Origin of the sequence: Streptomyces sp. Alt3 (assembly GCF_030719215.1) — a bacterium.
GTDB classification, from domain to species: Bacteria; Actinomycetota; Actinomycetes; order Streptomycetales; family Streptomycetaceae; genus Streptomyces; species Streptomyces glycanivorans.
Window position 1 is genome coordinate 69,226 of sequence record NZ_CP120983.1, and the last position, 15,344, is coordinate 84,569.

Annotated in this window: 8 protein-coding genes and 3 pseudogenes; 4 read left to right on the forward strand and 7 right to left on the reverse strand. The window is 70.3% G+C overall.

Features of this window, described 5'->3' with window-relative positions:
• Positions 1-125 precede the first annotated feature (125 nt).
• The 7 genes and pseudogenes from P8A20_RS38595 to P8A20_RS00360 form a co-directional block, all read right to left on the reverse strand.
• A pseudogene (locus P8A20_RS38595) lies at positions 126-2,609 on the reverse strand (type I polyketide synthase); the annotation flags it as partial.
• Positions 2,610-2,702: 93 nt separating this feature from the next.
• Complete coding sequence (locus P8A20_RS00335) at positions 2,703-3,644, reverse strand: sterol desaturase family protein (RefSeq protein WP_306102610.1); 942 nt, start codon at positions 3,642-3,644, stop codon at positions 2,703-2,705.
• A gap of 534 nt (positions 3,645-4,178) precedes the next feature.
• A complete protein-coding gene (locus P8A20_RS00340; protein WP_147962806.1) occupies positions 4,179-4,580 on the reverse strand; it encodes a squamosa promoter-binding protein 15 in 402 nt (133 codons plus the stop codon).
• Positions 4,581-4,797: 217 nt separating this feature from the next.
• Positions 4,798-5,286: a DUF6882 domain-containing protein gene (locus P8A20_RS00345; RefSeq protein ID WP_147962805.1), complete on the reverse strand. Its 489-nt coding sequence runs from the start codon at positions 5,284-5,286 to the stop codon at positions 4,798-4,800.
• 394 nt (positions 5,287-5,680) lie between these two features.
• Positions 5,681-5,878, reverse strand: a pseudogene (locus tag P8A20_RS00350) (4-hydroxythreonine-4-phosphate dehydrogenase PdxA); the annotation flags it as partial.
• A 67-nt stretch (positions 5,879-5,945) separates the two neighbouring features.
• Entirely contained in the window at positions 5,946-8,369 is a 2,424-nt protein-coding gene (locus P8A20_RS00355; protein WP_306102611.1) for a glycoside hydrolase family 95 protein, read from the reverse strand.
• A gap of 170 nt (positions 8,370-8,539) precedes the next feature.
• Positions 8,540-10,420: a right-handed parallel beta-helix repeat-containing protein gene (locus P8A20_RS00360; protein WP_147964469.1), complete on the reverse strand. Its 1,881-nt coding sequence runs from the start codon at positions 10,418-10,420 to the stop codon at positions 8,540-8,542.
• A gap of 588 nt (positions 10,421-11,008) precedes the next feature.
• Between P8A20_RS00360 and P8A20_RS00365 the strand changes: the two genes are divergently transcribed.
• The 4 genes and pseudogenes from P8A20_RS00365 to P8A20_RS00380 form a co-directional block, all read left to right on the forward strand.
• The gene (locus P8A20_RS00365; RefSeq protein ID WP_187282490.1) at positions 11,009-12,166 is read left to right on the forward strand and encodes an FCD domain-containing protein; all 1,158 of its coding nucleotides are present in this window, start codon (positions 11,009-11,011) and stop codon (positions 12,164-12,166) included.
• Positions 12,167-12,629: 463 nt separating this feature from the next.
• The gene (locus P8A20_RS00370; protein WP_306102612.1) at positions 12,630-13,757 is read left to right on the forward strand and encodes a mandelate racemase/muconate lactonizing enzyme family protein; all 1,128 of its coding nucleotides are present in this window, start codon (positions 12,630-12,632) and stop codon (positions 13,755-13,757) included.
• Between the two features lie 70 nt (positions 13,758-13,827).
• Entirely contained in the window at positions 13,828-14,850 is a 1,023-nt protein-coding gene (locus P8A20_RS00375; RefSeq protein WP_306102613.1) for a hydroxyacid dehydrogenase, read from the forward strand.
• Between the two features lie 5 nt (positions 14,851-14,855).
• Positions 14,856-15,161: pseudogene (locus tag P8A20_RS00380) on the forward strand (aldo/keto reductase); the annotation flags it as partial.
• Between the last annotated feature and the right edge of the window lie 183 nt (positions 15,162-15,344).

Here is a 15,344-nt window from a genome sequence, read left to right on the forward strand (position 1 = left end):
CCGGAAGGGATGGCGGGGCAGGGTGACGGGCCGCCGGCGGGCTGGAGCAGGTCCCAGTCGACGGGGACACCCAGGGTGTGGAGCGCACCGAGGGAGGCCGCGAAGCGTTCGCTCTCGTCCTCCTGCCGGCGGATCGAGGGCAGGGTGAGGCCGGAGGTGCTGCCGGTGGTGTCGAGGCATTCGCGGATCGCGTGGCCGAGGACCGGGTGGGGGCCGATCTCCAGGAACACGTGGTGGCCGTCGGCGGCGATCCGGTCGACCGCGGAGCGGAAACGCACCCGGTCGCGGACGTTCCTCCACCAGTAGGCGGCGTCCAGTTCCTCGCCCCGGGCGGTTCCCTCCACGCCCGTGAGGTACAGCGGGAGCTGGGCCGGACGCGGATCCAACGGGGCCAGCGCGTCCAGCAGTTCGGCCTTGATCCGTTCCATGCCGACGCTGTGGTAGGGAACTTCCACGGTGAGGAATTTCGCGAACTGCTGCTCGGCCCGCAGCTCCTCCGCCAGGAGGGTCAGGGCCTCCTCGTCCCCGGCCAGGGTGATCGCGGTGGGGCTGTTGACGGCAGCGACGGAGACCCGGTCGCTGTAGGGGCGCACGCGGCGTTCGGCCTCGTCCTCGGACAGGCTCACGGCGAGCATGGTGCCGGTGCCGGCCAGGGTCTGCTGGAGGCGGCTGCGGTGGACGACGATCCTGGCCGCGTCCCGCAGGGAGTAGACACCCGCGGCGTGGAAGGCGGCGATCTCGCCGGTGCTGTGGCCGACCACGGCGTCCGGGCGCACCCCGTGGGACCGCCACAGGGCGGCGAGGGCGACCTGTACGGCGAAGTTCGCGGGCTGGGCGAGCCAGGTCTGACTCATCCGGGAGAGGGACTCGTCGGCGGTCATCTCCTCGATGAGGGACCAGTCTGCGAACTCCCGCATCGCCCGGTCGCAGGCGGCGACGGCGTCGCGGAAGACCGGTTCCGTCTCCAGGAGCCGGCGGCCCATGCCCCACCACTGGGGGCCCATCCCGGTGAAGACCCAGGCCAGTTTCCGGTCGGCTGTCTCCCGGGCACGGCCGTGCACGACCCGGGGGTGCGGCTCGCCGCGCTCGTGGGCGGCGAGCGCCTCGTCCAGGGAGGCACGCGTGGAGTAGACGACGGACAGCCGTTCGGGGAGGTGCTGGCGGCGGTGGGCCAGAGTGTGGCCGAGGTCGTCGAGGTCCACGGCCGGCCCGTTGTCGCCCGCGAGTTCACCCCGGATCCCGGCCGCCATTTCCTTGAGCGCGTCCGGGTTGCGGGCGCTCAGCGGCAGGAGGCTCCAGGATCGCCGGACGGGCGGTGTCGGGCGGGTCCCCGGCGGGGCCGGCGGGGCCTCCTCCACAACGACGTGCGCGTTGGTGCCGCCGAATCCGAAGGAGTTCACACCCGCACGGGCAGGGCCCTCGTGGTCGGGCCAGTCGGTGGGCCGGGTGGGGATCTCGTAGGGCAGGGTCGCCGGGTCGATGGCGGGGTTGAGGTTCTCCAGGTTGATGTGCGGTGGGATCGCGCGGTGCTTGAGGCTCAGGACGGTCTTGATCAGGCCGGCGATCCCGGCGGCGGATTCGGTGTGGCCGATGTTCGTCTTGACCGAGCCGACATAGGCGCGGGCGCCCGGGGCTCGTCCGATGGCCAGCGCGCGGGCCAGGGCGTTCGCCTCGATGGGGTCGCCGACCGGGGTCGAGGTGCCGTGCGCCTCCATGTACTGGAGGTCTCCGGGGGTGATGCCCGCCTCGGCGCAGACCCGGCGGATCAGGTCGACCTGGGCGTCGGGGTTGGGGACGGTGATGCCGTTGGTGTGGCCGTCCTGGTTGACGCCGCTGCCCAGGATCACCGCGTGGATCCGGTCCCCGTCGCGTACCGCGTCGTCCAGCCGCTTCAACGCGACCAGGCCGACGCCTTCGGCGCGTACGTAACCGTCGGCGGTGGCGTCGAACGTACGGGAGCGGCCCTCGGGCGACAGGAACCCGCCCTTGGTCTCGGCGATGGTGTATTGCGGGGCCATGTGCAGCAGGGTGCCGCCGGCCAGGGCGAGGTCGCTCTCCCCGTTGTTCAGCGCCTGGCAGGCGAGGTGGACGGCGACCAGGGAGGAGCTGCACGCGGTGTCGACGGACAGGCTGGGGCCGCGGAAGTCGAAGCAGTACGAGATGCGGTTCGACACCATCGTCATCATGGTGCCGGTCGCGGTGTGTGCGGCCAGCGAGGTGAAGTCCAGGTCGGCGAACTGCAGGATCTTGTAGTCCAGGGTGAACGCCCCGACGTAGACGGCGACGTTGCCGCCCGCGAGATCGGCGGGCCGCTGGCCGCCGTCCTCCAGGGCTTCCCAGGCCACTTCGAGCAGTTTGCGCTGCTGCGGGTCCATGTGGTCGGCCTCGCGGGGGCTGATGCCGAAGAACGCGGGGTCGAACTCGTCGAAGCCGTCGATGTAGCCGCCGCGGCCACCTACGAGGCGTCCCGGTTTGTCGCGGTACCGGCTGCCGAGGGTCCCCACGTCGTACCGGTCGGGCGGGGTGGGCGTGATGCAGTCCTTGCCCGCCATCAGGTTCCGCCAGAACGTGCGATGGTCCGAGGCGCCGCCGGGCAGACGGCAGCCCATCCCGACGATCGCGACCTTGGCCCGTAACGCCCGGTTGATCGCATCGGACACGTCGAACTCCTCAAGTCGTGGTGGAGCGGCAGGGGACGGCGGTCACTCCGGCCGGGGGCCCGGCGCGGGTCGGCGTCGCCAGGGGTGCAGGAGGGCGGCGAGGATCTCGCCGGTGTTGGGGAAGGTGGCGGGGTCGTGGAGGCCGACGGCCGCGGGTTCGCGGCCGGGGCGCCAGGTGAAGCTGCCGAGGAGGTGGTCCCAGCACGACAGGTCGGATCCGTAGTGGCCGGCTTCGGCCAGATCGGTGCTGTGGTGCAGTCGGTGCTGCTCGGGGCTGGCCAGCAGGTGGTTGAGCGGTCCGATTCGGACGTCGATGTTCGCGTGGACGAAGTAGCCCTGGGCGGCGACGAAGAGTCCGACCACCAGCACGGCCGGCCGGGAGAATCCGACGAGGGCCAGGGCCAGTTGGACAAGGCCTTGCGCCAGGACGATGTCCAGCACGTGGTTGACGCCGTTGTTGGCGACGTTGACCTTCTCCGGCACGTGGTGGACCCCGTGCAGCCGCCAGAGCACAGGGTTGCGGTGGCCGAGCCGGTGCACCAGATAGCTGGCGAGCGATCCGGTGAGGAGCGCGCCCGGGATCTCGATCCCCAGGTGGTAGGTCGGCTCCGCCGGCGAGATGAGGCCGATGGCCAGCGCGACGAGCAGTTGCGCCAGCCCGCTCCCGGCCATGGTGAGCAGGAAGTAGATGCCGTAGAGACGCCATTCTCTCTTTCCGGGGTGCCAGTTCCGGTCGTAAGGAATCAGCCGTTCCAGGAGTACGAGATAGGCGATGACTCCGAGTAGGAAAAGCGGGCTGACCCATGCCGGGTCCCACTTCTGCCGCACTGCGAACACCCCGACGAGAATGACCGCGAGGAGGAGAGCAGGATAGGCGACCATACGGAGGAACCGGGCCGCGGATTTACCGACCGACCCCTTCCTGGCAACCCAATAGTCTGACGAACAGATTTTTCCATCGGCGGCGCGCTCGCACTCGTCCATCCGTGACCCCCACAGGAGACAGCAGCCGGAAGAAGGATCAATACATCACATCAGGGCAGGCCAGGGGAGCCTTGGGCGCATCGATGAAGCCCAGAGGACGGCCCTGGCTCTGCATTGACGGATTTCGGACACCCGGACCCGATGGAATTCGGCCCTGGCGTGAACCGTCGCCCCCGACCCCATCAGCCCAGATAATGCATTTCCCGAACCCACGGCTTTAATCACGTCCGACTCACAGAAATCGTCCGACCTTATCCGCCCTGAGACGGTAATGCGAGAGCAGTCGCACAGTGCGGCCGAGGCGAGTTCATTTGTGCGAGCAATTACTTCTTAGGATCATCGCGACGTCTGAGGACGGCGCATTCCGATGCTCCGTTCACGTTCCCCGCGCCTGGGCGCGCGCCTGCGGCGGAAACAGTGCGCCCGCGCGAGATCCGCGTCGCCGGGGACCGGGGATGCCGCACGGGCAACTGAAAGGGGGGCCTGGCTGTTCGCGGGGAGAGGCAGGTCGGCCCGAGTCACCTGCCCAGCTCATCAGGCCAGGTAGAAGCCCTCGTCCTCCTCGTTCGGCTGCAGCGGTGCAAACTGGCGCAGTTCGTTGTCCCGGATCATCCACATACGGAAGAACCCTTCCTCCTGATCCATCACCAGAAGCTGCACCAGGTTCGGTTCGCGCCACGGCGTCTCGAACACCCGCTGCTTGAGGGCATCGAGGTCGGCATGGTTCAAGGCACCCGCCCACACTTCGCACTCAGGGTGCTTCCAGCCACCCCATTCGTTCGTCTCAGGAGTGGTGAGCGGATTCAAGAAGCCAACCCCGTGAGCCTGCGGTTGAGCACGGCGAGGGGCATCCTTCCGCAGCCACTCGCTCAACATCTCCACACTCGCGCTGTCGGCCACGTCGACCGACATCATTACGTTCGTCACCCAGCTCATACAGGTCGTTGTACTGCAACGGGCAGCCAGCATGCCTGCCCTTTCCGTGCAGAGCGAGGCTCCTACCCGCGCTCCCACGGTCCGCGTGTCTCATCCTGGAACGATCGGTCAGAGGCGTCCGTCAAAAGTTCCGGGCCGGTGAACAGCACATTCGACACACGCGCTGAGCTTGCCGTTCGACGTCCGGCGGCCGGCGGCCCGGGAATCCGTGCCGGCGTCACTGTCCCTCGGCAGCGAGCACCAGGTCATGGACCATGAAGTGGAGTTGCACGTCGTTCGTCGACTCCGCCCACAGCCCCTCGGCGTCGAGCACCGAGGCCGCGACCATCCTTGCCTCAGCGACGAGTTCGGGGTCGTAGGTGAAGTCCGGCCAAGGAAGGACCGGGTAGCCGTTCTCCTCGCCGAACTGCCGCACCCTCTCCATGTCACCCACGGCGGCGGGCGGGAGTGACTCGTTCGCCCAGGACCACAGCCAGGTCTGCCGGGCGACGCTGACGCTGCCGATCATTGTGAGTCGGCCGGTGAGGAAGACCTTGCCGTCGCGCGACCACGTGATCAGCGCGTCGTCCATCGACCAGTCGTACTGCACGTCTCCGGACAGGCCGAAGCGCTCGACCATGAGTGCCTGCCGCGAGCGGGCACGCTCCCGCGCCGCGAGCACGACCGTCTCCCAGCCGGAATGGTCATGCTTCGGGCGGTCGTCCACGTTGCCTCCTCGTGCGGAACTGTCGGCAAGATCCTGCCACCCCGGCCTTTGGCCAGGGCTCCCGGGCCTGGAGTTGCCCGTGTCCGGGTGGACCGCCTTCGTTCCCCCTGCCCGTCGGGGCTTGGTTCCCTCCTGGTGATGCGCGGTCCGGGCGTATGCCTCACCAGTGTCGAGAACTCTGCGGGCAGAGTGGCGGGGTACTGGGTGGCGGTTCTTCGACCCGGCGGTGCCGGAGCGCGGGCGATCGGCTTCGGTGCGCCGACCGGGGTGCCGGGCCTTGCCCGCAGGATCCTGAACTCGCGACGGGCCCGGGCAGGGGTGAGTCCGTCCGGTTCCGCCGGAGGCTCCCACGGCCGGCGGAGATCCCGCACGAGGGGTCGGGACCGGGGCGCCATCAGGTCCTTGAGCCTGGTTGGCCTCGGCAGCCTTGGCCGTACGCCGTTGCAGAGACGTCTCGGCGCACCGACCACGCTACCGCCTGGTCCGGTTCCGCCTTGTCGAAGGCGGTGCCGTACTCGACGGAAGCGCGGATGACCGGGAGTCCGACGGCGGCGTCGGCGCCGCTCTCGATGCCGAGGGCCTCGACCGGGGCATGGCCCTGGTCGGGCCGGCGGCGCGACCCGTCGCCGCGCCGCCGGCCGGTGGGCCGCTCCCCCGCGTCAGCGCCCCGTGGACCGGGTGGTCAGCAGGTACCGTCCGCCGCGGCTGGTGTCGAAGGAGACCACGCACTCCTCGGGCCGGTCGGCACCGGCACCCTCGACGTCCACCGGGTGCGGGGTCCGGACACGCACCGGATTGCCGAGCAGCGAGCGCACCTCGGCGTGCGTGATCCCGTCCGCCGTCCATGCGAGGTCGACCTCGAATCCGCCCCTGGCCCGCAGTCCGCGGAAGGAGCCGGCGGGCCATGACTCGGGAAGCGCCGGCAACAGGGCGATCTCGTCGGCGTGGCTCTGCAGCAGCATCTCCGTGATGCCGGAGATCCCGCCGAAGTTGCCGTCGATCTGGAACGGCGGGTGCAGGTCGAAGAGGTTGGGGGCGGTGCGGGCGGGGGTGAGCAGGTCCGCCAGGTGCTTGTAGGCCCGTGCCGGGTCCAGAAGCCTGGCCCACATGTTGATCTTCCAGGCGAGGGACCATCCCTGACCGGCCGTTCCGCGCAGTTCCAGGCTCTTCACCGCGGCAGCGGCGAGTTCGGGAGTCGTGCGCGGATCGATCTGCGCGCTCGGGAAGACGCCGTACAGGTGGGACACATGACGGCTGCGGACCAGCGCGGCCTCCTCCCAGTCCTCCAGCCACTCCTGGATCTGGCCGAGGTACCCGACCCGCGTGGGCGCGAGACGGTCGCGGATCTCACTGACCCGCTCGACGAGCCCGGCGTCCCGGCCCAGTTCCCGGGCGGCCTTCCGGTAGGCGTCGAACAGGTCCCGCAGGAGCTGCATGTCGATGGTGGGGCCGGCACAGATGCTGACGCTCTCGCCCTCGTCCTGGTGATGGGTGACCTCGGGGGACTGTGAGGGGTTCGTGACGAGCCGGCCGGTCTTCGCATCCACGACGAGCGTGTCGACGAAGAACTCGACCGCGCCCTTCATCACCGGGTAGTTGCGGCTCAGCTCGCCCCTGTCACCCGTGAAGCGGTAGTGGTCCCAGAGCATCAGGCAGAGCCATGCGCCACCGGTCGGCCACATGCCGTACTGTGCGGCATCCACGGGCGCGGTCCCCCGCCAGCCGTCAGTGTTGTGGTGCAGCACCCAGCCGGGTGCGTCGTACATCGCCTTGGCGGTGCGGGTTCCGGACTCGGCCAGTTCGTGGACCATCTGCACGGCAGGGTCCCAGCACTCCGCCAGGTTGGCGGGTCCGGCCGGCCAGTAGTTCATCTCGAAGTTGATGTTGACGGTGTACTTGGACTCCCAGGCCGGGTTGAGGCTGTCGTTCCACAGACCCTGGAGGTTGGCGGCCTGGCCCGGTGTCCGGGAGCAGGAGGCCAGCAGGTAACGCCCGTACTGGAAGTACAGGGCGGCGAGTTGCGGGTCCTTGCCGTCCGAGAAGAGCGGGATGCGCTGATCGGTGGGCAGAGTGGTCCGCTCCGAGGGACCCAGGTCGATCGCGACCCGGGAGAACAGCTGCCGGTAGTCGGCGACGTGCCGGGTGCGCAGGTGCCGGTGCGGCCGTCCGGCAGCCGGGGCGAGGTGCCGGCGGGCTCGTTCCCGGGGATCGGCTCCGGCATCCAGGTAGTTGCGGTAACTGGTCGCCATGGAGATCAGCAGGGTCACGCCGTCGGCGCCCTCTACTCTCAGCGCGCCGTCGGCGGTGGTCACGCGTCCGCCCTCGGTCCGCGCATGGGCGAGCGCGCGGAAGTGCACGGATCCGGGCAGGCCGTACCAGTCGCCGCTGACGCCGTCGAGCGCGACGGTGTGCGCGTCCACGGTGGAGCCGGTTGCCTGCTGGGGAGTGGTGAAGCGGGCGGTGAAACCGATGGCGCCCGGTGTGTCGGCGGTCATCGTCACGACGATGACCTGGTCGGGGCTGCTGGCGAAGACCTCCCGCACGTGGCGGACTCCGGCGCGCGTGTAGCCGGTGCGCACGACCGCGGTCTCCAGGTCCAGCTCGCGTTCGTAGTCGGTCACTTCGCCCGTGCCGTCGAAGGCGATTTCGAGGTCCCCGAGCACCTGGTAGGCGGCCTGCTCGGAGGGGCTGCCTATGAAGTCGGTGTCGATGAGCCGCTGCGCCTGGTTCCACTTCTCCTCCACCACCAGACGGCGGATCTCGTCCAGGTGTGTTCCGGCACCGGGACGGACGTAGTCGTGCGGGCCCCCGGCCCACAGGCTGTCCTCGTTGAGCTGGAGACGCTCGGTGTCGGTGCCGCCGAAGACCATGGCTCCGATCCGGCCGTTGCCGACCGGCAGTGCCTCCAGCCATTCCGCCGCCGGGGAGCGGTACCACAGGCGCATGGGGTTGGGGCCGTGCGCGGAGCCGCCGGCCGCCGGTCCGGCGGCTCCGGCCCCCTGTGCGTTTCCGGCACTCAGGGCCATCGACGCCGCGGATGCTCCGGCAACGGCCAGGACGTTCCGCCGGGACAGCTCGGACATGGGGTGCCTCCAGATGCGTGGTGCGGTGCGGGCAGGTGACGTGCCGGTCGCGGGGCGGGGGCGCGGCCGCGTCCAGCCCCGGGGTGCGGAGGTACGGGCCCGTCCGGGTGGGACCGTCGCCGGTCCCGCGGTCGGGCCCGTACCTCTCGGGGTGTCCGGTCAGTGACCGGTCACTGGGTGTCACCCTCGGGCAGCGGGTACGGGAAGTCGGCGGAGACACCGATCTTGTCGTACTCCATCTTCGTGGCGTCGTAGCCGTCTTCCCAGTTGGCGTTCTTCACGTCGTTGCACTGGTAGCTCTGGTAGCTCTGGTCGGTGGTCCTGCCGACCTCGATGTCCTCGAAGCTGAACCCGCAGCCGCCGGCGTCCATGTGGACACCGCGGGTTCCGCTGTCCGGCATGGAGCCGTCCGGAATCACATCGCCGATGACCACCTGGCGGACGTGGTTGTCGATGGTGTGCGGTTCGACGTTGCTGACTCCGTAGGTATAGAAAGCGCCCATGTCACCGCTGTCCAGGCCGGCCTGGTCGATGCGCAGGTACTCGAAGGTGTTGTCGCGGGCGTAGTTGTCCGCCGGAGCGACCTCGGGCCGCACTTCGAGGCTCACGCCGTAGCGCGCGCTGTGCTTGATGTGGCTGTGGCTGATGGTGTTGTGACCGGTGTTCTGGAGCTCGATGCCGGAGGCGTCGCCGGGCACCAGTTCGCCGTAGTGGGTGATGTAGTTGTTGGTCAGCAGGTGTCCGTTGGAGGTGTTGCCCTCGCCCGGGTACGGGCCCTCAACCTTGATGCCGTCGCCGCCGATGTTCTCCAGCAGGCTGTCCCTGACCGTCAGTCCGTCGTTGGCGAAGAGCGCGTACACGGCGTGGAAACCGGTGTCGGACACGCGCAGGCGGGACAGGGTGATGTCCTTGCTGTTGGTCACGGTGACGGCGCCGAAGCGGTTGCGGGGAAGCTCGATCTGCCGGTCGTACTCCGGGTACTTGCGCGGTTCGCCGGAGTCGCCGTCGCTGATCCAGCCGTAGCGGTACCAGTCGACGAAGTCGGTGTACTGGAGTGAGAGCCCGTCGAGGGAGATGTTCTGCACACGCCGGTCCGGGCTGGGCCCGGCCAGGTTGAACAGGGTCTTCACGGTGGGCCGCAGAACGGTGACGTCGTCGATGTCACCACGCGGCTTGTAGTACACCTGGCCCTTCTTGAAGTCCATGTAGTATTCGCCCGCCTGGTCCAGGAAGTCCAGCGAGTTCTGCAGGAAGTACCGGGAGCCCCCGCGGGAGTTCATCAGGGCGTAGCGGGTCCAGTACTTCAGGGTCATCTGGTTCTTCGCCGCGTTCCAGTCCCGGATGGGGACGGTGTCGGTGAACCAGCTCCAGCTGCCGCCCGACCAGACGACGGCCGAGGCCTGGTCGAGATTCCAGCTCGCGTCCCAGTCGCCGGGGCTGGAGTACAGCCACTGGCGGACGGCCTCCTTCTCCGGCTCGGAGAGCACGGAGGTCATGTAGGGGGCCCACTCGTCGTCGGACCTGCGGTTGGGGTAGCGGGCCGTGGTGGCGCGCTTGCCGTCCTCGAAGAGGGTGTAGAAGGGCTTGTCCGTGCCGACGTCCGCACGGTAGATGCCGTCCTCGTACTCCTCCCAGCCGGTGACCGGGGCCGCGCCCATCACACGGGCCTTGCCCGCGCCGTCGTAGGAGCGGTAGACGACCCGGTGCCCGTCGGCACCGGAGTCCCGGTCGTCGAAGTCGATCGTGGTGGAGACCGGGTAGTCGCCCGCGCGCAGATTGACGTTGATGTCGCAACGCATGCGCCCGGGGCGGTTGAGGCCCTTGTCGCGGATGTGGTCGCGGGCGCCTTCGATGGTCTTGAAGGGGCTGGCCGCGGTGCCCTTGGACCGGTCGCTCCCGTCCGGCGCGACGAAGAGATCGGTGGCCTTGCAACCGGTCGCCTGCGCCTGCGCGTCGGGGACGTTCAGTGTCGCTCCGCTGACCAGCAGGGCGCCGGCCGCCAGCAGCAGGGGAAGTCTTGACCTGTTTCGTACGAGGGTGGTGAGGGGCATGAGGTCTCCTTGCCACGTGCGTTGTGTGGCTCTGTCGTTCGGCCGTGGACGTGCGGCCGCCGGGCGGAGCACGGGTCGTGCCGCACCGGGGCGTGCTCCTGCACACGATGACGACGTCCGAGCACGTCATCGCGGCTTCACGTCCGGTCTGTCATCGCCCGCCGGTCACCGGGGAGCAGAAACGCTCCGCCCGGGCCGTGCGTGCGCCGAGGGGCGCAGGAAGGACTCGGCCCGGGTGAGCGCGGGCACGGGGGTGCCGTCGCGCGGGCCTTCATGATCGGGGGCGGTCGTCCCCGGGGGGTTCCTGGTGTCCCGGGCCGGGCCGGGGACGGAGTTCAGGTGCGGACGGGAGACACGGCGCCGGTTCTTCCGGACCCCGTTTCATCCGGTCCTTCGTTCACGCAGCGTTTCCTCCTCGGGGGCTTCGCGGAGCACGATCTGGTGGGTCACTGGCTGAGCACGATAAGTAAGATGTCCGCGCCCAGTCGCCGTCAATACGCCGGAACGAACAATAAGTTGATGTGTGCGGGACGTCATTCCCGTGGCCCTCCGAGTCATAAATTCACCCAACCGTGGAGTGGCAAAGCCATGACATTTTCCGATCCGCAGACGTTTCCCCAGCTCAACGAGGAGGACCGGGCGGCTCTGTCCGACTACTCACGTCAGCTGCCCGGCACGGCGCGTCTGCGCAGCAGCATCGTCCTGGCCCTGGCCGAGGGGCTGACCAACGCCGAGGTGGCCCAGCGGTTCCAGGTCAGTCCCGCGACGGTGGCCAAGTGGCGGGACCGCTACGTGCGCCGGGGCGTGGCCGGGCTGAGGGACGCTCCCCGCTCGGGCCGACCGCGCAGCGTCACCAGACGGGAGGCGGAGGCGCGTATCGCGGAGGTCCTCGCGCAGGCGGGCGACGGCACCCCGGTGCCGTCCACCCGCACCCTGTCGGACACCCTGGGCCTGTCCCAGTCCACCGTGGCGCGCATCCGGCGCGAGCAGGCCGCCGAGCTGCCCGAGGGGGTGCGGCCGACGGACGGCGGGCGCCGGCGAGGGAGCGGCCGAAGCGCGCCGGAAGCGGCCCCGCCCCCGGCACACCTCCCGCACCGGCCGCCCTCGGACCACGTGTACGCGCTGCTGCGTGACTGGATCGTCAGTGGTGAACTCGCACCGGGTCAGCGCCTCGTGGAAGCGGACATCGCCCGCCGGGTGGGCACGGGTCAGGCACCGCCGCGTGAGGCGATCAAGCGGCTGGCGCAGGAGGGCCTGGTGACCTCCCAGCCGCACCGCGGCACGCGCGTGGCCCGGATCCCCGAGCAACAGGCCCAGGACGTGAGGGACATCCGGGTCATGTTCGAGGAGTACGTGGCCCGCCGCACGGCCGGCCGCCTGGACGCGGAGCACGCACGGCTGCTGACGGATGATGTGGCACGGCTGCGGCTCGCGGTGGACAAGGGCGACATCGCGGCCTTCCGCGGCGCCGACATGTCGTTCCACCGGCATGTGTGCGCGGCCGCCGGCAACGACGCGCTGACCCGGCTGTGGCGTGTGATCGAGTCCAGCCTCTGGGATCTCCACGTACTGGGCGACCCGCGCTACGACGGTGGCTGGGGCGCGCTGGCCGAGCACCACGCGGAGCTCCTGGAGGTCCTGCGCTCCGGGGATCCCGAGATCGCCGGGCCGATGTTCGCCGCCCACGCCGCGGGCGAGGTGGACGGCTACCTCGCCGGTCCGACAGGCCTGGGCGCCTCGGGCTGACAGCAGGGCCGGACGGACCGTGTACGACCGGCCCGCGCGTTCGGGGCCGTCCCCTGGTGCGGGCGCCGGACCCGCCGGGGCGGGATCCGGCTTCAGCGGGCACAGCATGTGCTCCGACATGGCGTTTCGCCGTCCACGAACCGTGCGGCACAAGCGAGTTCGGTGTTTCCGCAGAGACCCCAGGTCGTCACTTGTATGATACGTTACGACCGTTGAAGGGGTTGCACGGGGCCTCCTCTTCGACAGTGCGACGCCATGGCCCGCGCCAGGAGAAAACGCCCCCGAACCATCAGCGAACGGCGCGGTCGTCGAGCGCGAGCCGCGTTGCCCCGGCACCATCCCCCGCGGCCCGCGCCCGGCCTTCCCGGAGCGCAGGTCACCGGTCCAGGGACGCACCAGCCACCCCGGAGGCCTCCCGCGCCGCCGTCCAGGGGCTGCTAACGAGCACTCAGAGGGGGAGCAGATGAAGATCACCGGATACCGGTCCCTGCGGACCGTGCACAACTGGGGCCGCCCCGTCGGGGATGCGAACGGCTTCGTCGCAAGCGGGGTCACCGAGGTCCCGGTCGTCCTGGTCGAGACCGACGACGGTCTCACCGGCGTGGGCCTGGGGGCTCACAGCGAGGCCCATCGGATCTTCCCCGCCATCGAGGGCCAGGACCCCCGGGCCGTCGCCGCCCTCTACGACCGGATGCTGGCCCACACGTTCAAGACCGGACACGGTGGGTCCGTGTTCGGCACCATCGGCGCCTTCGACATGGCGCTGTGGGACCTCAAGGCGAAGATGGCCGGCGAGCCGCTGTGGCGCACACTCGGCGCAGCCGACCGCTTCGTTCCCGGTTACGCCTCCGGCCTGGACATCGCCCTGGACGACGAGCAACTCGTCGCGCTGTACACCGGCTGGGCCGAACGCGGCTTCACCGGAGCCAAGATCAAGGGCGGACTCGACACCGACCGCGACATCACGCGGCTCGGCGCGGTGGCGGACGTGCTACGAGCCAACACCCGCTCCCCCGCCCTGATGCTCGACGTCAACGAGACCTGGGGCAGGCATCAGGCGGTGCGGCTGCTGGCCCGCATCGAGAGCCACGTCGATCTCACCTGGATCGAGGAACCGGTCCGCCGGTGGGACGTGTCGGGCAACCGTGCCGTGGGGCGGGCCGCACGCGCTGCCGTCGCCACCGGCGAGAACCTGACCGGCCTGGAGCAGTTCCGTCCTCTCCTGGCCGGGGACGCCGTGCAGGTGGTGCAGACCGGCAGCGTCTGGGGCATCACCCACTTCCTCCGGGTCGCCACCCTCGCCCACGGCCAGGACCTGCCCGTCAGCCCGGTCGGTTACGAGACCAACCCCCTCGCCCACGCCGCAGCCGCGACCCCCAACCACCTGGTCACCGAAGTGCAGGACACCTCGGCCCCGGTGGGACTCACCGTGGACCAGGAGATAGCCGACGGCGGCATCGTCCTCGGTGACTCCGTGGGGCTCGGCATCACCGTCGACGAGGCGGCGATAGCGCGGCTCGAGGAGACGGACGGCTGGGCCCAGCCGGCGGCCTCCACGTCCGCCCCCGCGATGCCGGCCTGCGCCTCGTGACCGGGTCCGGACACGACGGCCGGCCCGCCGACAGCCCCGTCGCCGGGGGCGCCCGGAAGGGGATCGCCCCGTGACACGACCACGTGCCGTCCTCGCGATGAACCCGCCGGGTCTGCCCGGCTCCCTCTTCGACGAGGACGCGTTCGCCCGCCTTCGCCGGGCGTCCGACATCGACACCGGCCTCGTTCTCACCGAGCTGGAATCCGCCCGCTCACGGCAGGCCCTGGCCGGGGCGGACATCCTCGTCGCGGGCTGGGACGCACCCGTCGTCCGCGCCGCCCACCTCCCGTACGTCTCCAGGCTGCGGGCCGTGGTCTACGCGGGCGGTGTCGCCGCGACCTGTCTGGAGGACCCCGGGTCCTTCGCCGCCCGCGGGGTGGTCGCCGCCAACGCCCGGGCCGCCAACTCCGTCCCGGTGGCCGAGTACACGCTCGCCATGATCCTTCTGGCAGGCAAGCGGGTGCTGCCCGCCGCACGGGCGTACCGGCGGTCCAGGAGCGTTCCGGACCATCCGGCCAAGCACACCGTGCCCGGCAACTACCGGCAGACCGTGGGCATCGTCGGCGCCTCCACCGTGGGCCGCGTGGTCCTCGCCCTGCTCCGCTCCTTCGATGTCGACGTGCTCCTGTACGACCCCACCCTCACCGCCGAGCAGGCCATCGGCCTCGGCGCACGGCCGGTGCCGCTCGACGAACTCATGAGTAGCAGTCATGTGGTCTCCCTGCACCAGCCTTTGACACCGCGGACGCGGGGGCAGATCGACGCGGGCATGCTCGCCCTCATGCGCGACGGGGCGACGCTCGTGAACACCGCCCGTGGAGCCGTCGTAGACCAGGACGCCCTGACCGCGGAGCTCCGCAGCGGCCGGATCGACGCCGTGCTCGATGTCACCGACCCGGAACCGCTCCCCGCGGACAGCGGCCTGTGGTCGCTGGACAACGTCGTGCTCACCCCGCACCTGGCCGGCTCCATGGGCGGTGAGCTGCACCGCATCGGCGACGCCGTCGTCGACGAGGTGGAGCGGTTCGCGTCGGGCCGTCCGTTCGCCCACCCGGAGGACCTCGCGGCCTCCGCGCGCGCCAGGGTCCGGTGAGGCGCTTGCGTACCCGAACCGCCGCACGCATCCCGGCTCTGCCAGAACTCGGTTTCGGCGCCGCCCAGTTGGGCAACCTCGGACGGGTCACGAGCGACGAGGACGCCTCGGGCGCCGTCGACGCGGCCTGGCGGAGCGGCGTCCGCTATTTCGACACGGCCCCGCACTACGGGCTCGGGCTGTCCGAACGCCGCCTCGGCGCGGCCCTCTCGCGGCGTCCCCGGTCCCAGTACACCGTCTCCACCGAAGTGGGCCGGCTGCTGGTCCCGAGTCCGGGGACGGCGCACCTCGGGGACGGCAGCAGCCTCCCGGAGGCCGCCATCGCCCACCCCCTGCGGCACCCGGCGGTCACCTCGGTGGTCCTCGGCGCACGGAACGCCCACCAGTCCCGTACCAACGCGGACCGGCTGGCGGCTTTCGTCCCCGACGCGCTCCGGGACGAACCGGCCGCGTTGTCCCTGCTTCCCGCGAGCCCGGCGAAGCGGCCCGCGGGG